The sequence below is a fragment of the Paraburkholderia panacisoli genome (assembly GCF_008369935.1).
Lineage (GTDB): Bacteria > Pseudomonadota > Gammaproteobacteria > Burkholderiales > Burkholderiaceae > Paraburkholderia > Paraburkholderia panacisoli.
In genome coordinates this window covers 97,398-114,743 of record NZ_VTUZ01000001.1, presented here as the reverse complement: position 1 = coordinate 114,743, position 17,346 = coordinate 97,398, and the positions used below count along the sequence as shown (strand labels likewise).

At 62.8% G+C, this 17,346-nt stretch carries 16 protein-coding genes and 1 tRNA gene; 6 read left to right on the top strand and 11 right to left on the bottom strand.

What is annotated here, in order from left to right; translation table 11 throughout:
- Window positions 1-18: 18 nt before the first annotated feature.
- The 5 genes from FVF58_RS00530 (at window position 19) to FVF58_RS00510 (ending at window position 5,751) form a co-directional block, all read left to right on the top strand.
- On the top strand, window positions 19-1,077 hold the full coding sequence (locus FVF58_RS00530; RefSeq protein ID WP_149668001.1) for an ABC transporter substrate-binding protein: 1,059 nt from the start codon (window positions 19-21) through the stop codon (window positions 1,075-1,077).
- Between the two features lie 91 nt (window positions 1,078-1,168).
- Window positions 1,169-1,972, top strand: coding sequence for an ATP-binding cassette domain-containing protein (locus FVF58_RS00525; protein WP_149668000.1), 804 nt, complete (start codon window positions 1,169-1,171; stop codon window positions 1,970-1,972).
- Window positions 1,973-1,986: 14 nt separating this feature from the next.
- Entirely contained in the window at window positions 1,987-3,267 is a 1,281-nt protein-coding gene (locus FVF58_RS00520) for a sugar ABC transporter permease (protein WP_188130671.1), read from the top strand.
- A 26-nt stretch (window positions 3,268-3,293) separates the two neighbouring features.
- The gene (locus FVF58_RS00515; protein ID WP_149667999.1) at window positions 3,294-4,022 is read left to right on the top strand and encodes an SDR family oxidoreductase; all 729 of its coding nucleotides are present in this window, start codon (window positions 3,294-3,296) and stop codon (window positions 4,020-4,022) included.
- Window positions 4,023-4,116: 94 nt separating this feature from the next.
- Window positions 4,117-5,751 (top strand): FGGY-family carbohydrate kinase, encoded by a 1,635-nt coding sequence (locus tag FVF58_RS00510; RefSeq protein ID WP_149667998.1) that lies wholly within the window; start codon window positions 4,117-4,119, stop codon window positions 5,749-5,751.
- 124 nt (window positions 5,752-5,875) lie between these two features.
- Here the strand turns inward: FVF58_RS00510 and FVF58_RS00505 are convergent, their stop codons facing one another.
- The 4 genes from FVF58_RS00505 to FVF58_RS00490 all read right to left on the bottom strand — a co-directional run bounded on the left by FVF58_RS00505 (window position 5,876) and on the right by FVF58_RS00490 (window position 10,346).
- Window positions 5,876-6,679, bottom strand: a complete 804-nt coding sequence (locus FVF58_RS00505) for a hypothetical protein (protein WP_149667997.1) — start codon at window positions 6,677-6,679, stop codon at window positions 5,876-5,878.
- A 321-nt stretch (window positions 6,680-7,000) separates the two neighbouring features.
- Window positions 7,001-7,324 (bottom strand): NUDIX hydrolase, encoded by a 324-nt coding sequence (locus FVF58_RS00500; protein ID WP_246216888.1) that lies wholly within the window; start codon window positions 7,322-7,324, stop codon window positions 7,001-7,003.
- A gap of 159 nt (window positions 7,325-7,483) precedes the next feature.
- Window positions 7,484-8,290 (bottom strand): transglutaminase-like domain-containing protein, encoded by an 807-nt coding sequence (locus FVF58_RS00495; protein WP_149667996.1) that lies wholly within the window; start codon window positions 8,288-8,290, stop codon window positions 7,484-7,486.
- Window positions 8,291-8,516: 226 nt separating this feature from the next.
- Window positions 8,517-10,346, bottom strand: coding sequence for an ABC transporter transmembrane domain-containing protein (locus tag FVF58_RS00490; protein ID WP_149667995.1), 1,830 nt, complete (start codon window positions 10,344-10,346; stop codon window positions 8,517-8,519).
- Between the two features lie 236 nt (window positions 10,347-10,582).
- Between FVF58_RS00490 and FVF58_RS00485 the strand changes: the two genes are divergently transcribed.
- The gene (locus FVF58_RS00485) at window positions 10,583-10,774 is read left to right on the top strand and encodes a hypothetical protein (RefSeq protein ID WP_149667994.1); all 192 of its coding nucleotides are present in this window, start codon (window positions 10,583-10,585) and stop codon (window positions 10,772-10,774) included.
- Window positions 10,775-11,112: 338 nt separating this feature from the next.
- On the opposite strand, the gene FVF58_RS00480 is transcribed toward FVF58_RS00485, so the two are convergent.
- From FVF58_RS00480 to pheT, 7 genes are all read right to left on the bottom strand, one after another.
- Window positions 11,113-11,511, bottom strand: a complete 399-nt coding sequence (locus FVF58_RS00480; protein WP_149667993.1) for a hypothetical protein — start codon at window positions 11,509-11,511, stop codon at window positions 11,113-11,115.
- 486 nt (window positions 11,512-11,997) lie between these two features.
- Window positions 11,998-12,570 (bottom strand): HD domain-containing protein, encoded by a 573-nt coding sequence (locus FVF58_RS00475; RefSeq protein ID WP_149667992.1) that lies wholly within the window; start codon window positions 12,568-12,570, stop codon window positions 11,998-12,000.
- Window positions 12,571-12,604: 34 nt separating this feature from the next.
- Entirely contained in the window at window positions 12,605-13,423 is an 819-nt protein-coding gene (locus FVF58_RS00470) for a hypothetical protein (RefSeq protein ID WP_149667991.1), read from the bottom strand.
- 255 nt (window positions 13,424-13,678) lie between these two features.
- Window positions 13,679-13,755, bottom strand: a tRNA-Pro gene (locus tag FVF58_RS00465).
- Window positions 13,756-13,818: 63 nt separating this feature from the next.
- The gene (locus tag FVF58_RS00460; protein WP_149667990.1) at window positions 13,819-14,232 is read right to left on the bottom strand and encodes a MerR family transcriptional regulator; all 414 of its coding nucleotides are present in this window, start codon (window positions 14,230-14,232) and stop codon (window positions 13,819-13,821) included.
- 46 nt (window positions 14,233-14,278) lie between these two features.
- A complete protein-coding gene (locus FVF58_RS00455) occupies window positions 14,279-14,689 on the bottom strand; it encodes an integration host factor subunit alpha (protein WP_149668344.1) in 411 nt (136 codons plus the stop codon).
- Window positions 14,690-14,758: 69 nt separating this feature from the next.
- Window positions 14,759-17,194 (bottom strand): phenylalanine--tRNA ligase subunit beta, encoded by a 2,436-nt coding sequence (gene pheT, locus FVF58_RS00450; RefSeq protein WP_149667989.1) that lies wholly within the window; start codon window positions 17,192-17,194, stop codon window positions 14,759-14,761.
- Window positions 17,195-17,346: the final 152 nt, after the last annotated feature.

The window sequence follows — 17,346 nt, the reverse complement described above, 5'->3', positions numbered from 1 at the left end:
TAAAAACGGAGACACTCGATGACCCGACTTTCGAACCGCCTGATCGGCGCTAGCGCCATGAGCCTGAGCTTGATCAGCAGCACAGCGGCACTGGCCGCGCCCAGTGGCACGGTCGCCTTCCTGATGCCCGACCAGGCATCGACGCGCTACGAACAGCATGACTTCCCTGGCTTCAAGGCTGAAATGGGCAAGCTCTGCCCCAATTGCAAGGTGCTCTATCAGAACGCCAATGCCGACGTCTCGACGCAGCAGCAGCAGTTCAATTCGGTGATCGCGCAAGGCGCCAAGGTGATCGTGCTCGACCCGGTGGACTCGACGGCCGCCGCGTCGCTGGTCCATATGGCACAGGGCCAGGGAATCAAGGTCATCGCTTATGACCGCCCCGTGCCCTCGACGCCGGCCAACTACTACGTATCGTTCGACAACGAGGGGATCGGCAAGGCCATCGCGCAGTCGCTCGTCCAGCACCTGAAAGAGACGGGGGTGCCGACCAGCAAGGGCGGCGTGCTCGAGGTCAACGGTTCGCCGACCGACGCGGCCGCAGGACTGATCAAGAAGGGGATCCACGCCGGGTTGGAGGGCAGCGGCTACAAGACGCTGGCCGAATACGACACGCCGGACTGGGCGCCGCCGAAGGCCCAGCAGTGGGTCAGCGGGCAGATCACGCGCTTCGGCCCGCAGATTGTCGGTGTCGTGGCCGCGAACGACGGCACGGGCGGCGGCGCCGTCGCGGCCTTCAAGGCAGCCGGCGTCAATCCGGTGCCACCTGTGACCGGCAATGACGCGACGATCGCGGGACTGCAGTTGATCATCGCGGGCGACGAGTACAACACGATCCTGAAGCCGAGCGAGATCGTCGCGGCCGCAGCGGCGAAAGTAGCAGTGGGCTACCTGTCCGGCGAGACCCCGAAGGCTGAAACGACGCTCTTCAACACACCGTCTCAACTCTTCAAGCCCGCGGTCATTACGGCGAAGAACCTCAAGGCGGAGGTCGTAGACAAGGGGTTCGCGAGCGGCAAGGACCTGTGCACCGACCGCTATGCCGAAGGATGCAAGAAGCTGGGCATCACGTACTGATCCGGCGCAAACGCGACGCAAATGCGACGCAAGCCGCGGACGGGATCCGGCGCGTGCCGGGTCCCACTACTCTCGAAGAGGTATCCGTCCCATGACTGACAACTCCACAACACGATCCAGGCGTGGCGAGCTGGTGCTGAGCCTGCGCGGCGTTTCGAAGAACTTCGGAGCGGTCTCGGCCCTGACGGACATCGAGCTCGACGTGCATGCCGGCGAAGTGGTCGCCCTGGTGGGCGACAACGGTGCCGGGAAATCAACCCTGGTGAAGGTTCTCGCTGGGGTCCATCAACCCAGCACCGGCACGATCATGTTCGATGGGAAGGAGGTAACGCTGCCCGATCCGGGCGCGGCGCTCGATCTCGGCATCGCCACGGTGTTCCAGGATCTCGCGCTGTGCGAGAACCTCGATGTCGTCGCGAACATTTACCTTGGACGCGAGCTGAATCCGCTGCGCCTCGACGAGGTCGCGATGGAGGTGAAGGCCTGGACGCTACTGAACGAGCTTTCGGCCCGCATCCCGAGCGTGCGCGACGTGGTTGCCTCACTGTCGGGCGGGCAGCGCCAGACCGTGGCGATCGCGCGCTCGTTACTGCTGGACCCGAAGCTGATCATGCTCGACGAGCCCACGGCGGCGCTCGGTGTGGCCCAGACCGCCGAGGTGCTGAACCTGATCGAGCGGGTGCGCGACCGCGGCCACGCGGTCATCATGATCAGCCACAACATGGAAGACGTTCGCGCCGTGGCGGACCGGATCGTGGTGCTGCGGCTCGGCCGCAACAACGGCGTCTTTTATCCCGACTCCTCGAATCAGGAACTGGTGGCCGCGATCACCGGTGCCACCGAAAACGCCGTGTCACGTCGTGCCGGCCGGCGCCAGGCCGAACAGGGCGCCTAGATAAAGGAACGATCATGAACGATGAAATGCAAGGCGCCCCGCAGCGTGAGCCGCAAGGCGCGCCGCCGCCCACGCTGCTCGACCGCAGCGATATCCGCGTCAAGCACGCCACCGGCATTGGCGGCACCGTTTCCGCCTTCGTCGAACGGGTGCGCTCGGGCGACCTGGGATCGTTGCCGGTCGTCGCCGGCCTGGTGATCATCTGGACCGTGTTCACCAGCCTGAACCCGGTGTTCCTGTCGGCCGACAACCTGGTGAACCTGCTGTTCGACTGCTCGACAGTCGGCGTGATCTCACTGGGCATCGTCTGCGTGCTGATGGTGGGACAAATCGATCTGTCGGTGGGCTCGATGAGCGGCTTCGCTTCGGCCCTCGTAGGTATGCTCTGGGTCAATCATGGCTGGCCGGTGCTGCTCGCGATCGCCGCTGCCATCGCCGTCGGCGCGCTGGTCGGCGCTCTGTACGCGCTGCTGCTCAACCGGCTCGGCATGCCGAGCTTCGTCGCGACGCTGGCCGGACTGCTCGCGATCCTCGGGATGCAGTTGTACGTCCTCGGCGCCACCGGCTCGATCAACCTGCCCTACGGCTCGACGATGGTGAATCTCGGGCAGCTCATCATCATCCCCGCTGTCATCGCGTATCTGATTGCGCTGATCCCTGGGGCCGTGATGCTGGTGATCGGGCTGCGCACGCGTGAGCGCCGCCGTGCGTCCCAACTCTCCGCGCCTTCGGTGAGCAGCCTTCTCGTGCGCGCCGTCGCCCTCACGGTCCTGCTGGAGGCCGTGGTTGTCTACCTCAACCAGGGACGCGGCGTCCCGCTGATGTTCGGCATCTTTCTCGGCTTGTCGGTCGCGATGGACTATGCGCTCAAGAGAACCCGCTGGGGCCGCTCGATGCACGCGGTCGGCGGCAATCACGAGGCCGCGAGGCGGGCAGGCATCAAGGTCGGCGCCATCTACACCAGCGCTTTCGTGCTGTGCGCCAGTCTCGCCGCGCTCGGCGGCGTGCTAACTGCGGCGCGGCTCGCGTCGGCCAGTCAGCAGGCCGGCAGTGGCGACGTGAACCTGAATGCCATCGCAGCGGCGGTGATCGGCGGCACCAGCCTCTTCGGCGGCCGCGGCAGCGCGTATTCGGCGGTGCTGGGCATCATCGTGATCCAGTCGATCGCCAGCGGCCTGACGCTGCTGAACCTGTCCTCCTCGCTGCGCTTCATGATCACCGGCGCGGTGCTGGCGATCGCGGTGATCGTCGACTCGCTCGCCCGGCAGTCTCGCGTTTCACATGGCCGCGCGTAGTTCCAGAGAATCCAGGAGAGCAATGAATGTCTGAATCCATCAACGGAAAGGTTGCCGCCATTACCGGCGCGGCATCGGGTATCGGTCTGGAGTGCGCGCGCACACTCGTCGCGGCCGGCGCGAAGGTCGTGCTGATCGATCGTGCGAAGGACCGGCTCGAACAGCTCTGCACGGAGCTGGGTCCGAACGCCCTGCCGCTGGTCGTGGATCTGCTGCAACCTTCCGAGGTTTCCGCTCTGCTGCCCAGGATCCTCGAACTTGCCGGCGGCCTCGATATCTTCCATGCCAACGCCGGCGCCTACGTCGGCGGCGACGTGCTGGACGGAAATCCGGACGACTGGGATCGCGTGCTGAATCTGAACGTCAATGCCGCGTTCCGATCGGTCCACACCGTGCTGCCGCACATGGTTGCGCAGAAATCGGGGGACATCATCTTCACTAGCTCCATCGCGGGGATCGTCCCGGTTGTGTGGGAGCCGATCTACACCGCGTCCAAATTCGCGGTGCAGGCGTTCGTCCACACGACCCGGCGCCAGCTCGCCAGGCATGGCGTGCGGGTCGGCGCAGTGGCTCCCGGGCCGGTCGTCACAGCCCTGCTCGACGACTGGCCGAAGGCGAAGATGGACGAAGCGCTCGCGTCCGGCAGCCTGATGCAGCCCAGGGAAGTCGCCGATGCAGTGCTCTTCATGCTGACGCGGCCACGCAACGTGACTATCCGCGATCTCGTGATCCTTCCCAACAACGTCGACCTTTGAAACGCGTGACATGCGCGGTGCCGCTGTGGCGCGCCGCCCACCCGGAACGCCTCCCACGACACGCAATGTGCAGGCAATCAGCAGGCAGCGAGCCATGACCTCAGAAAATCCGATCTCCGGCGCGACAGACAGCACGCGTTATGTCATTGGCGTCGATGTCGGCACGGGCAGCGCCCGGGCCGGAATCTTCGACCTTGCTGGCCGCATGATGGCCTCGGCCAAGCGTGACATTACCCTGTTTCATGCGAGCGGTTCCATCGTCGAGCAGTCGAGCGGCGAGATCTGGAACGCGGTTTGCGAATCCGTGAAGGATGCGCTGTCGCAGGCTGCGGTGTCGCCCGATCACGTCGCCGGCATCGGGTTCGACGCCACCTGCTCGCTCGTCGTGCTGGGCCCCGGCGGACAGCCCTTGCCGGTGGGCCCGTCGGAGTTAGCCGAGCGTGACATCATCGTCTGGATGGACCATCGCGCCGTGGAGCAGGCCGAGCGTATCAATGCGACGGGCCACGTAGTACTGAAGTTTGTCGGCGGCAAGATCTCGCCGGAAATGGAAACGCCGAAGCTGCTGTGGCTGCTCGAGAACAAGCCGGGCGTCTTCGCGGCAGCGTGGCAGTTCTTCGATCTCACCGATTTCCTAACCTGGCGCGCCACCGGGGATCTGTCCAGATCCACCTGCACCGTCACCTGCAAATGGACCTATCTGGCGCACGAACGGCGTTGGGACGAGAGTTACTTTCGCGGCGTCGGCCTGGGCGTACTGGCGGACGAGGCGTTTGCGCGCATCGGCCAGACCGTGGTCGACCCGGGAACGCCGCTCGGCACCGGCTTGACGGCACTCGCCGCAGCGGAGCTTGGCCTGCGAACCGGCACGCCGGTCGCCACGGGCGTGATCGATGCCCACGCGGGAGGGATCGGCACGGTTGGTGCCGAAAGTGAGCCGGAATCCTGCCTCGCCTACGTCTTTGGCACCTCATCGTGCACGATGACCACGACCCGCAGTCCGGTCTTCGTGCCCGGCGTGTGGGGGCCTTACTTTTCGGCGATGGTGCCGGATGCATGGCTCAACGAGGGTGGGCAATCGGTGGCCGGCGCCGCGATCGAACGACTGCTTTCGATGCATCCCACGACCCCCGCAGCCGGGCAACAAGCGGAGCGCACGGGGCAGTCGCTGCCGGTGATGCTCGCCGCCCTCGCCGTGCAGGCGGCGGCCAGTTTGTCGGGCGCGGCGGTGCTGGCGAACGGCCTGCATGTCGTTCCTGAATTCCTCGGAAACCGGGCCCCGCTGGCTGACCCGCACGCGAGAGCCGTGATTGCGGGACTTGGTATGGAAGACGACCTGAACAGTCTCGTCGCCCTCTACGTTGCCGGTATCTGCAGTATCGGTTACGGCCTTCGCCAGATCATCGAAGCGCAGGCTCAGGCCGGCGCGCCGATCGAGCGGGTGGTCATCAGCGGCGGCGCGGGTCGGCTCGACCTCGTGCGGCAACTGCTCGCCGATGCGACGGGTAAGCCAGTGCTTGCCACGCGCGCGGAAGAACCTGTCCTGCTGGGTGCCGCGATGCTGGGCGGCGTGGCTGGCGGAAGGTTCGCGGACGTTCGGTCGGCGATGGGCAGCATGTCGCAGATCACTAAGACCTACGAGCCGGCCGAGGGCGACATCGCCGCACTGCACGAGGCGCGCTATCGCGCCTTCAGGCAGTTGCAGCGCGTGGCCAGAGAAATTCGTTAGGCTCTTGAGGACGCGGGTACGGCCAAACACGGACACCAGCGATCCCGCGATATGGATAGACCAGTAGCCACCCGCCGGGCAAAAGGGCTACTGCTCAAATCTCACCCGCCGCCGACAGTCTTCTTTAGCGCTTCGGATCCTCTTGCCTGGAGCCCGTGGCCGCAGCAATGCGGCTTTGTGCAGCGACGAGTTGGTCGTCAGTAGTCGCCACCAGCCACAGACGCGCGTGCTCCGCGATCCGGCGGTTGTGGTCCTTCAACGGGCCCATCGCGGCAGCTGCCTTCCAGACCACCGGGCCGACCCGGCTTTGCCTGCCCGACGGCGCGCCTACCAGCAGGCAGTAAGGTCCCAGCGGAAGCGATACAAACGGAAGTGCCGGACTGGCGCGCACGCGCCAGTCGATGAAGGGCGCCTCGCTGATAAGCAGCGGCATGGGCAAGCCGTAAAGCACACTGAAATCGTACAGCGCCAGTTGTTCCGGCATGCCGGCGTAAATACGCCGGATGTCGTCGACTACCGCCGCGCGGATCTCGTCCTCGAACATGGGTTCCTGCGCGTAGCGGGCAAATGCCTCTCGAGCCTCCCATTGATATGCGCTGAACAGGCCAAGTGCAACGCAGTCCTGCACTGCGCGTTGAACCTCCGCTACAGAACCGGCTTCCTCTGGCTTGCCCAACTGCGCAGCCCGCAAAAACCGCGCGAGTCCCGCCTCCTGGATCGCAGGACCGTCCTCAGATACATCGTCTGGAGCGTCCTTGCCAAGGGGCACGTAGGTATATTTCTCGGCTGCGAAATGCGATTTCTTGCCTTCATCAAACTTGATCTCGCCATCAACGCAATCCAAATAGCGAGTCCCGATTCGACCATGCTCCCAAACCCAATTTTTCAGGAGCGGACGGAGTGGATGCAGTCTGTCGTGATCGGCCATTGAATCCTCCAGGTGCCCCAGTATAGGTCCAAGTTGCCGATTGCTCTGTGGAGGACATGGCGATCGATCAAACCGATCGATCGCCATGTCCAATCAAGCCCGGCGGAGCCCTGCTGGCTCAGCAGCGACCGGGCGCGACAGACCAGCATCGAGCCGCTCCGGTCAGCTGCTTTGCTGCAACGCGGCCGTTCATGTGCCGAACATCCCCGCCGCGTTCAGCATTTCGATCAGGCCTTCCGGATAGATAGTCTCGTTGGTAAAACGCAGTTCATCAAGGCTCCACCATCCATGATCTGCCATGACTTCGCGTTCTTGCGCGGTCTAGCCGTCACGTGAAATGGATTCCGTGTCCGTGTGCGCGACGAAGTATTGTTCGATGGCGAGAACCTTTTCGCCATCTGGTAGCTGGAGCAACACTTCGCGCGATCCGACCGGTCCAGCAACCTGCTCCGCGTGAATCCCCGTTTCTTCACGGAGTTCTCGCATCGCGGCTTGCGCGAACGTTTCTCCGTCCTCGACACCTCCACCAGGCGTCGCCCAGTAGGCCTTGCCGGCGAGGACGCCAGTCTCGTGAACGAAGCGGAACAGCAGCACTCGGTGCTGCGGCGTGGTGATCAGTAGTCTGGCTGACGGACGTTTGCGCATGCTTGTCGCGCGGTGGCTGCTTGAAAAGAACCACCTGCTAGTGAATGAATGATCGAGCCTGTTATATCTGGGTGTTATTTGACTTGTCCGCGATCGTGCCCGCTACCTGCTTTGCGGGGCGCATTGCTTGCACGCAGGCGTGGCAAGTCACTCGTGCAATCAACCATCCGGCTCGCAGACGACTGTGAATCTGCTGAGCAGCGAAGAGCCAAATGTATTGCTGATCGCGACATCGGCAGCGTCGCGGCCGCGCGCCATCAGGATCCGCCCCGTACGCGGCGCGTTGTTCCGCGGGTCGAAAGTCTCCCAGTTATTGCCCAAAAACGCCTCGAACCATGCGCAGAAATCCATCGGCGCGTAGGGAGGCGGAAGACCCACATCGCTGATATAACCCGTGCAGTAGCGCGCCGGAATGTTCATCGCGCGGCACAATGCGACTGCGAGGTGGGCGTAATCGCGGCAGACCCCCGCACCATCCTGCCACGTCTGCCACGCCGTTTTCGTGGGCCGTGCGCAGTTATAGTCGAAGCGGACATGGTTGTGCACGAAGTCGCAAATCGCCTGCACGCGGCGTCGCCCAAGCTGCGTATGGCCGAAGAGTCGCCACGCGGTCGCGGAGAGCAGATCGGTCTCACAGTAACGGCTGCCGAGCAGGAACATCATGCATTCGTCGGGTAGCTCTTCGATCGGATGTTGATAGTCGTTGGACCCTGGCAGTTCGTGATTCGGAGGCACCTCGAATACGCCTCGCGCCGACAGCGTCATCACGCCAGGCGGGGCCGTGAGACGTGTGCAGAGGTTGCCGAACGAGTCCTGATACTGCCGTAATGACACCCGCGGCTGGGTGTTGATGAGATCTGGAACGAGCATGTCCCGCGCACGGGAAAAGTGCGTGTTCAGCATCAGCAGCATCGGCGTCGATTGCGGACACTCGTACACCAATTCATAACCCACGCGAAGTCTCATCCGATCACCTTTGTCCGCGGCACGACGGCGCCCAAACTGAAACCGTAGACCAAGGTTCAAGCAACGAGCGTTCCCAAGGGGCGCACCGATTGCACCCACCGGCGCCGTCCTGGCGGCTATGGACAGGTCAAGGGCGGCCTGGACTCGTCCTCGGGCCGCAAGTTCGGGGCGTCGCAGTAATCCCGTTCTTTCCCGGTGATGGGACCCCACGCTTATTTTCGCAAATTCACGCCAAGCCAACGTGGTCGCTCACAGCGCCTCGCTGCGCCGTCTGCCCCAACTGCTCGCCAAACTGCAACGCAGCAAGCTGGGCATAAAGCGGGGAGCTCAAAAGGAGTTCAGCGTGACGACCTTGCGCGACGATTCGCCCCTGTTCCAGCACGACAATGCGATCGGCCTGCTGAACGGTCGCGAGGCGGTGTGCGATGACCAGTGTGGTGCGGTTCTGCGAGGCATTGTCCAATGCCTTTTGCACCAGCCTTTCGCTGGCGGCATCGAGCGCACTGGTGGCTTCGTCCAACAGCAGGATGGGTGGATTCTTCAGGATCGCGCGGGCGATCGCAATGCGCTGTCGCTGTCCGCCAGACAGTCGCACGCCTCGCTCGCCGAGAAAGGTGTCGTAGCCTCGCGGCAGTTCTTCGATAAAGCCGGCCGCAGCGGCCATGTCGGCAGCCCGTTGCACTTGCGCGAGGGTTGCGTCGGGAGCGCCATAGCGGATGTTATCGAGCACGCTCCCAGAAAAGATCACTGATTCCTGCAGCACCACGCCGATCTCCTTGCGCAAGTCGACGAGCGGCACGTCGCGCGTCGAGACGCCGTTGATCAGTATGCGGCCGGATTGCGGGTCGTAAAAGCGCAGCAACAGTTGGAACAGCGTGGTCTTGCCCGCGCCGGACGGGCCGACCAAGGCGACATGTTCGCCCGGGCGGACATCGAGCGAGAGTGCTGAAAGCGCGGCAATGCCGGGGCGCGACGGATATGAGAAGTTGACGTTGTCGAAGCGGATGCCCTCGCCTCGCGCAGGCAGCGCGACCGTGGTCTCGGCCTCCACCACCGGCGAGCGCGCCGCCAGCAATTGCAGCAAACGTTCGGTGGCGCCGGCCGCACGCTGCAGATCGCCCCACACCTCGGCGACCGCTCCCACGGCGCCGGCCGTGAACACTGCGTAGAGGATGAACTGGGACAATTGGCCCGCCGTCATCCGCCCGGCCAGCACCGCCTGCGCCCCGAGCCACAGCACGAATACGACGGCGCTGAACACTAGCACGATCACCACGGCGGTCAGCCAGGCGCGAGCGCGAATGCGCGTGAGCGCGGTATCAAAGGCTGCCTCTACCGCGCCGGCGAACCGATGCGCCTCGAAAGGCTCCTGAGTATACGACTGTACGGTCGGCATGGCATTGAGCACCTCGCCCGCCAGCGCGCTCGTGTTCGCGATCTTGTCCTGGCTTGCGCGCGAGAGGCGCCGCACGCGCCGGCCGAAGATCACGATAGGCGCGACCACTACGACCAGCGTCGCGATGATGTAGCCGGACAGCACCGGGCTCGTCACCGCCAGCATCGCCACGCCACCGGTCAACAGGAAGAAGTTGCGCAATCCGAGCGACAGGCTGGTCCCGACCACCGTCTGGATCAACGTGGTGTCGGTGGTGAGCCGTGACAGCACCTCGCCTGTCTGCGTGGTCTCGAAGAACTGCGGGCTCATCCCCAGTACGTGGTCGTAGACCGCACGCCGCAAGTCGGCCGTGACCCGCTCGCCCAGCCATGACACGAGGTAAAAGCGCAACGCCGTGGCGCCGGCCAGTACCAGAGAAACGACGAATAGCGCGAGGAAATAACGATCGATGTGCGCCCGGTCGCCCCCGGCGAAGCCACGATCGATCAGGTATTTAAACGCCACCGGCAACACCAGTGTGGCACCCGCCGACGTCACAAGCGCCAGAAACGCGAGCGCCCAGCGCCCGGCGTAAGGGCGCAGGAAGGGAAACAACGCAAACAGGGGGCCGATACGAGGTGAAAGACGCGAAAACGGCGAAGACGTAACAGCGTCTGGCATGTGGATTCCCAAGCGGATCGAATATCCTCTCGATTGTGCCAGTCCTACGCATTCGAAGGCGGTTCACGTAAAAGCCCGGTGCTGGTCCTTGAGTGCTTCCAAGGTCCGCCACGCATCGTCCTGAATTCTTGCCAGCCTGCGCAGATACAAGCGAGTCGGCAGACTGCTTTACGTGCTTGCCGCGACAGTGCATCTGGATCAAGATCGAATCGACTCATCGGGAACAGGCCATTTCCATGACAGACGACTCCGATCCAGACAAACTGAAAGGCCCGGGCGGGTTGACGTTGCGTCAGATCCACGAACAGGTGCAGAAGAGCGTCGAGCGCGACCGTGAAGAGCAGGCATCGCGCAACGCTATCGCTCCGCAGCGCAGCAGGTGGCAACGTTGGGTGCGCTACGTGTGGGGCCGCAGCGGGCGTCGCTAGGCCGGGAGCTTGCCGCTTACCCTTCGGTGAAGTCGAAGGCCGCAGCACAATCGTGTCTTCTGGTTCCAGCTTGCGCCCTTTGGGGGCCGAAGCACTTTGGGCGAGGCAAAGGCGGGGAAATCGAACCCTTCCGGTTTCGTCCGGGCATCCCGAGCGCGACGACGGCAATGGCCGGCTCCAAACTTCAACGGGCGCTCCATCAGGCAGTTGAAGAGCGGTTTCCCGAACTGGCAGGCGCGACCTGGAGCCACGGCTAGGCGTGGCGAGTCGGTGCGACGCGCACCCGCTCCCGGTTTCCCGCCGCGGAAACTCCTGCCCGCATCGGCAAGGCTCGCGCCTCAGTGGTGAACGGGCCGCACCGGTGATCCCATTGGCCTAATCACTGCGGCCTCTCGTGCCTGGATTCTTTCCGCGGACGAAGTCGTTTCACGTGGGTTGGTTGCGCGGTCGTACCCGTTCATTTCTTCATCGATGACAAAGTCTGCGACTCTCATCGCGTCCATCGAGTTGCCGTCCACGTCGTACCACTCACGAATCGCGCGATTAACTTTGCTTAGTGCGGTGACAGCCAGTAGTACGGCGTCGGTCTCGGTGATCTTGCCTTCAAGATCATCTACCAGGTAATCCGCAACACGTAGAGCCGCGTCGATTAGATTGCTGTCGTCAATCAAGTCCGTCAATACCGCATGAACCACTGCGAGGCAGGCATCTTTGCGTGCAAGTGCGATATCTGTCATGAGGTTCTCCAGAGTCGAGGTGACTGGTTAGCGAACTTTGGCGGCCGCGTCGTAGAACAAGGCGAACGCTACTCCGGCCATCACTGCGGCGACTACGGCAACGGCGATATCAGGTGCAAACACAATTTACTCCGAGTTCTCCCCCCTGCATATCGAATGCGCCCCCGGTGAAACCGCAACAGCATTGTGGCGCTGTCGGGCGCTTTGTTGTGCAAAACGGAGCGACTCCCAAACGCGCGTCGGCTTCCCCGTACGAAATACTTCATCGGTCCAAGTCCACCTTTTTCCTCACGTCCACGTCCGGCCCACCGACGAACCGGGCCCGCTAATGGACGTCAACGATCGGGGCGTTGACGTCAAATGGCTGTTTCTGGCCGCCTGGCGTCAGTTGCACATCCTGCGTAACTGGCCGGCCTTCATGTCACCGCCCGAATATGCAGCGGCCATTGTTTGGGCCCGCCACAAACGCGCGCTTCATCGTGGGCATCAATCCCCCGCAGCCGTACTCATAAGATCCACGGTGCGCTTGATCTCGTTCGATAGAGGCCCCGGCAGCCGCTCCCGGAAAATCCGCGAGAGCTGCCCGTAGTACCAAAGCGTTCCATCCTGGCCTGCAGTAAATCGATCAAATACGGCGCGACCGATCGCATGAAGATCCGTAACGATGGCTCGCGCGTTGTACAGTTTGTCGGAGGCCGACACCAGCAGAACCTCAGCGTCCGCGCGCTCCAGATGCGCCAGATACGCTTCCTTGCGGGTACGCCAATCCGGCTTCTGGCCAGATGCATCAGGTACACCATCGGTGCATCCTTCGACGATGCGCAGCACGCGATCGCCAAACATCTCGCGTATCGTCAGCGCGACCTCTGGCCCAACGTCTTCGATGGCATCGTGCAGCAGACCTGCGATGGCCTGCTCCTCGTCGCCGCCGTTCTCGAGCACCAGGCTGGCAACCCCGAGCAGGTGCGACGTGTAGGGGATCTGCGTGCCCTTGCGCAACTGTGTCGCGTGAAGCTGCAAGGCGAGCGCGGTCGCGCGGGCAAATTTCTCGGTCAGCATGGGTTGGTCCTTTCGTTGTGCTTTGATTGTGTGCCTATGCCCAAGGGTCGACTTCGTGCGTGAATGGAACGCCTGAGTTTTTGAGCCAGCTGAACGCGGCGTGCCACGCCGGATAGTGCCGGCCAATGGACGCAAGGAGTTCCGCCGGCGTGCCGGGGATGTCGCCGGTCGTCTGCGTCATCGCAACATAGAGTCCCGGCAGCGCTTCGGGTGCAACACGGTACATGTCGGCCCTATCGCTTCCCAGGCAATCGCGGTCATACAGGTCGAATACCAGACCGCCGTCGTTCTCGAATTTGACCGTCGCCGTACAGCGGGGATACGAAGTCAGCGTGATCGAGCAGAATTCCACGGGCGGCGTTCTATCGCTGGTCGACGAGTTGACCGCATCGTCAGAATCCGTTGCAGGTGCAACGGTCATTTGCATGAAACGCTCGAACGCGATTGATTCGCTCGCGCCGTATAGCGCTATATAACGCTGCTTCAACGCCTGCCTTTTAACACGATGAAGTTCTTCGATGATCGGCCGCAGCCATGGCGCGGCATCCGATGAGACCAGCAGGATGTCCATCAGTGCAGGCCAGTCGGCTTCGTCTTCATCAAGCAGATAGACCGGCGCGGTTCCGATCTCGTCGATGAGTGCAGCATCTGTCTCTTCGAGCGCGAGCCCCCAGCCATCCGGGAGGCGGAACGGCAAGCTCGTACCGGCCGGTCGCCAGGCGAACCAGGCCCACTGCGCGGGATAGCGGAAGATTTCGGTCGGCGTTTCCACGATATGCTGCTGGCACAACTGTAGTTGCGCAATGCACCAGCAACCGGGCCGCCAGCTATCGATGTTGTTGAGCTTGGCCATGAAGCTATTCTAGGTGGCCAAGATGGGGCTGCGCCACTGCTGGCGATAGCGGCCCCCGAGGTTAGACAAACACGCCGTACGCATGGGTAGTCACGCGACGCCGGTCATCGCGAACGATCGGCGCGCAATCTGCCTGCGATTCGATAACGCTCGCGTGAGGGGCCTGACCTTCCGCCGTTCCGGTAACCAGACGGTAACGGCGCCGAGCAATAGAAAAAGGCCTCACAAGCAATGCTTGTAAGGCCTTGATTTCTTTGGTCGGGGCGAGAGGATTTGAACCTCCGACCACCTGCACCCCATGCAGGTACGCTACCAGGCTGCGCTACGCCCCGAACAGCACAAAATTATAACAGACACTTCATTCGATTAGAACCGTTTCGTGCGAGCAAATCGAACTAATGGCTCAACAAATTGATCACGTTCAGCAGTTCCTTGCGTAACTGCTCGACGTCCACCGCGGCACTCGCCGCAGCAGGCGCCTGCGCGGCCAGCTCACCCTCGCCTTCTTCGACCGATGCAGCCTGCGCCCCAGGCGCGCCACCATGCGAATCGAGCCGGTTGCGCGCGCCGTTGATCGTGAAGCCCTGCTCGTACAGCAACTCACGAATCCGCCGGATCAACAGCACCTCGTGGTGCTGGTAATACCGCCGGTTGCCGCGCCGTTTGACCGGCCTCAACTGCGTGAACTCCTGCTCCCAGTAACGCAACACATGCGGTTTCACGCCGCATAGCTCGCTAACCTCACCAATCGTGAAGTAGCGCTTCGCCGGAATCGGAGGCAAGACGACTTTTTCGATCGTCGCTGTCATCGTCAGTTAGCCGTCGTAGTGGGTTGCGCAGGAACGCGCCAGCCGATCAGCGCGCCAAGCTCTCTTCAGCGCCGTTCTCGACCAGCGCCTTCAGCTTTTGACTTGCATGGAACGTCACAACGCGCCGCGCAGCGATTGGAATCGCCTCGCCGGTCTTCGGGTTTCTGCCGGGACGCTGGGGCTTGTCACGCAACTGAAAGTTGCCGAAGCCCGACAGCTTCACGCTGTCGCCACTCTCCAGCGCATCGCGGATCACCTCGAAGAACGCTTCGACCATGTCTTTCGCTTCCCGCTTGTTGAGCCCGACATTGTCGAACAGCAACTCGGCAAGCTCCGCCTTGGTGAGCGTCGGCGTTTCAGTGGAAACGACGGCGGGTGATGTCGGAATATCGCGAATCATGGCGCTACGCTGCGCCGTAAGAAGGGCTTCGAAATCACTCGAGTTCATTTCATTCATATCTATCAAATGGCGCGCCAAGCAAAATACAAAGGATGCGGAAACAGCCGTGCAATTGTTAAATGCGGGTTATCCGCGCAACCGTGCGCCATATACTCGAGCCAGACGTTCCACCAGAGTTTGAATGGCCAGATCGACCGTTTCATCCTGAAGGGTTCCGCCAGTATCTTGCAAGGTCACACGGAACGCAAGGCTTTTCTCGTGAGCGGCCAGGCCACCGGAAGTGTTTGATTTTGGACGGAATTCGTCGAAAAGCGCAACCCTCTGGACGCTCTTGCAGGCGGGTTCGGACTGGGCCTTGTGAAGCTCGTCGAGCAGCGCCTCTACTTCAATTTTCTGATCGACGACCACTGCAATATCGCGACGCACCGGCGGGAATTTAGAAACTTCCGCCGGGGTCGGCAATAGTCGCTGCATTAATGCTTCCGCTTCGATTTCAAACAGAATCGGCGCGTGCGGTAAATCATATTTTTGCATCCAGCGCGGATGCAATTCGCCAATCCAGCCAACTGCGCGGCCATTTACTTCGACGCGCGCGCTGCGTCCCGGATGCAGCGCCGGATGTTCCGCGCTCACGAAACGCGCTACCGCCGGCGCCAACAGTGCTTCCAGATCGCCCTTCACGTCGAAGTAGTCGACCGTGCGCGCCGGCGCGCCCCACTGCTCGTCGAGCGCGGGACCATAGGCGAGCGCGCCGATCATCTTCGGCTGCGCGAAGCCCTCGACCGTCAACTCACCGGCCTTGATCGACGGATCGTGCAGGAACACGCGACCGGCTTCGAACACACGCACGCGATCCGCCGCGCGGCGATTCAGGTTCGTGCGCAGCACGTGGATCAGGCTGCCGAACAGCGTGGTGCGCATCACCGACAACTGGCTTGCAATCGGATTGAGCAGACGAACCGGCTGGTCGTTGCCGGCGAAGTCCTGCTCCCACTCGGCGTCGACGAAGCTGAAGTTCACCGTTTCCGCGTAGTCGCGCGCGGCCAGTGCGTGGCGGATCACGTGGATCGAGCGCTGTGTTTCGTTGGTCGCGAGCATTTCGCTGGTCGCAACAGGCGGACGCGCGGGGATCTTCTCGAAGCCGTAGATGCGCGCGACTTCTTCGATCAGGTCTTCTTCGATTTCGATGTCGAAGCGGTACGACGGCGGCATCACCGAGAACGTGTCGCCATCGCGCTCGAACGTGAGGCCGAGGCGTGTGAAGATCTGCGCGATTTCGTCCGCACCGATCGCAATGCCGATGATGCGGTTCGCACGCGACACACGCATTTTCACGGGCTCGCGCTGCGGTATGTTGACGATCTGATCGTCGACCGGGCCGGCTTCACCACCGCAGATATCGAGGATCAACTGCGTGATGCGTTCGATATGATCGACGGTGGTTGCATAGTCGACGCCGCGCTCGAAGCGATGGCCCGCGTCGGTCGAGAAGTTGTACTTGCGCGAGCGGCCACGAATGCTATCCGGCCACCAGAACGCGGCTTCGAGATAGATGTTGGTGGTGTCGAGCGTGACGGCGGTACTGTCGCCGCCCATGATGCCCGCGAGACTTTCGATGTGCCGCTCGTCGGCGATCACGCCGACGCTTTCATCGAGCTCGACGGTATTGCCGTTCAACAGCTTGAGCGTTTCGCCCTTGCGGCCCCAGCGCACGTCCATGCCGCCGTGGATCTTGTCGAGATCGAACACGTGCGAAGGACGGCCCAGTTCGAGCATCACGTAGTTCGAGATGTCGACGAGCGCGGAGATGCTGCGCTGGCCCGAACGCTCGAGGCGCTCGACCATCCAGTGCGGCGACTTCGCGCGCGCGTTCACGCCGCGAATCACGCGCCCCGAGAAGCGGCCGCACAGATCGGGCGCCGAGATTTTGACCGGCAGCGTTTCGTCGAGCTTCACTTCAACCGGCTTGATTTCGAGCGGACGCAACGGTGCGCCGGTGATCGCCGAAGTCTCGCGCGCCACGCCGAACACCGACAGGCAGTCCGCCTTGTTGGGCGTCAGCTTGATTTCGAAAACGGTGTCGTCGAGGTTGAGCGTTTCGCGGATGTCCTGCCCGATCGGCGTCGCTTCCGGCAGGATCATCAGGCCGCTATGGTCTTCCGAGAGCTTCAGCTCGCGTGCGGAGCACAGCATGCCCTGGCTTTCCACGCCGCGCAGCTTCGACAGCTTGATCGCAAACGGCGCGCCGCCCTCTTCGGCCGGCGGCAGTTGCGCGCCCACCAGCGCGACCGGCACCTTGATGCCCGGCGCCACATTCGGCGCACCGCACACGATGTTCAGCGTCGCGCCCGTGCCGGCGTCGACCTGACACACGTTGAGCTTGTCCGCGTCCGGGTGCTTGACGACTTCCAGCACCTGGCCGACGACGATCTTCGAGGTCGGCGGCGCGGCCGGCCGCAGGTCTTCGACTTCGAGACCGGCCATCGTCAACGCGTGCGACAGTTCGTCGGTCGTCAGTTGCGGATCGACAAAGGTTCTCAGCCAGGATTCCGGGAATTGCATGGTTCTGTGTACGTTCTGATCAGGTTAGGTCCACGTCCGGCAGTAGCGCTCGTGATTCGATGTTGGCCCGAATCACCGCGCACTGCCGGGGACGCTGCTGGCGGCACGCACCGGGTGCGGTGCCGCGCTCTATGCTTGTCGCGTTCGTACGC

Excerpts from the sequence above, each read along its gene's own strand:
- FVF58_RS00475 (WP_149667992.1), bottom strand. The coding sequence starts at position 12,570 with ATGCTGACCGAGAAATTTGCCCGCGCGACCGCGCTCGCCTTGCAGCTT.
- pheT (WP_149667989.1), bottom strand. The coding sequence starts at position 17,194 with ATGCAATTCCCGGAATCCTGGCTGAGAACCTTTGTCGATCCGCAACTG.
- FVF58_RS00520 (WP_188130671.1), top strand. The coding sequence starts at position 1,987 with ATGAACGATGAAATGCAAGGCGCCCCGCAGCGTGAGCCGCAAGGCGCG.
- FVF58_RS00495 (WP_149667996.1), bottom strand. The coding sequence starts at position 8,290 with ATGAGACTTCGCGTGGGTTATGAATTGGTGTACGAGTGTCCGCAATCG.
- FVF58_RS00480 (WP_149667993.1), bottom strand. The coding sequence starts at position 11,511 with ATGACAGATATCGCACTTGCACGCAAAGATGCCTGCCTCGCAGTGGTT.
- FVF58_RS00455 (WP_149668344.1), bottom strand. The coding sequence starts at position 14,689 with ATGAATGAAATGAACTCGAGTGATTTCGAAGCCCTTCTTACGGCGCAG.
- FVF58_RS00505 (WP_149667997.1), bottom strand. The coding sequence starts at position 6,679 with ATGGCCGATCACGACAGACTGCATCCACTCCGTCCGCTCCTGAAAAAT.
- FVF58_RS00530 (WP_149668001.1), top strand. The coding sequence starts at position 19 with ATGACCCGACTTTCGAACCGCCTGATCGGCGCTAGCGCCATGAGCCTG.
- FVF58_RS00525 (WP_149668000.1), top strand. The coding sequence starts at position 1,169 with ATGACTGACAACTCCACAACACGATCCAGGCGTGGCGAGCTGGTGCTG.
- FVF58_RS00460 (WP_149667990.1), bottom strand. The coding sequence starts at position 14,232 with ATGACAGCGACGATCGAAAAAGTCGTCTTGCCTCCGATTCCGGCGAAG.
- FVF58_RS00485 (WP_149667994.1), top strand. The coding sequence starts at position 10,583 with ATGACAGACGACTCCGATCCAGACAAACTGAAAGGCCCGGGCGGGTTG.
- FVF58_RS00490 (WP_149667995.1), bottom strand. The coding sequence starts at position 10,346 with ATGCCAGACGCTGTTACGTCTTCGCCGTTTTCGCGTCTTTCACCTCGT.
- FVF58_RS00470 (WP_149667991.1), bottom strand. The coding sequence starts at position 13,423 with ATGGCCAAGCTCAACAACATCGATAGCTGGCGGCCCGGTTGCTGGTGC.
- FVF58_RS00515 (WP_149667999.1), top strand. The coding sequence starts at position 3,294 with ATGTCTGAATCCATCAACGGAAAGGTTGCCGCCATTACCGGCGCGGCA.
- FVF58_RS00510 (WP_149667998.1), top strand. The coding sequence starts at position 4,117 with ATGACCTCAGAAAATCCGATCTCCGGCGCGACAGACAGCACGCGTTAT.
- FVF58_RS00500 (WP_246216888.1), bottom strand. The coding sequence starts at position 7,324 with ATGCGCAAACGTCCGTCAGCCAGACTACTGATCACCACGCCGCAGCAC.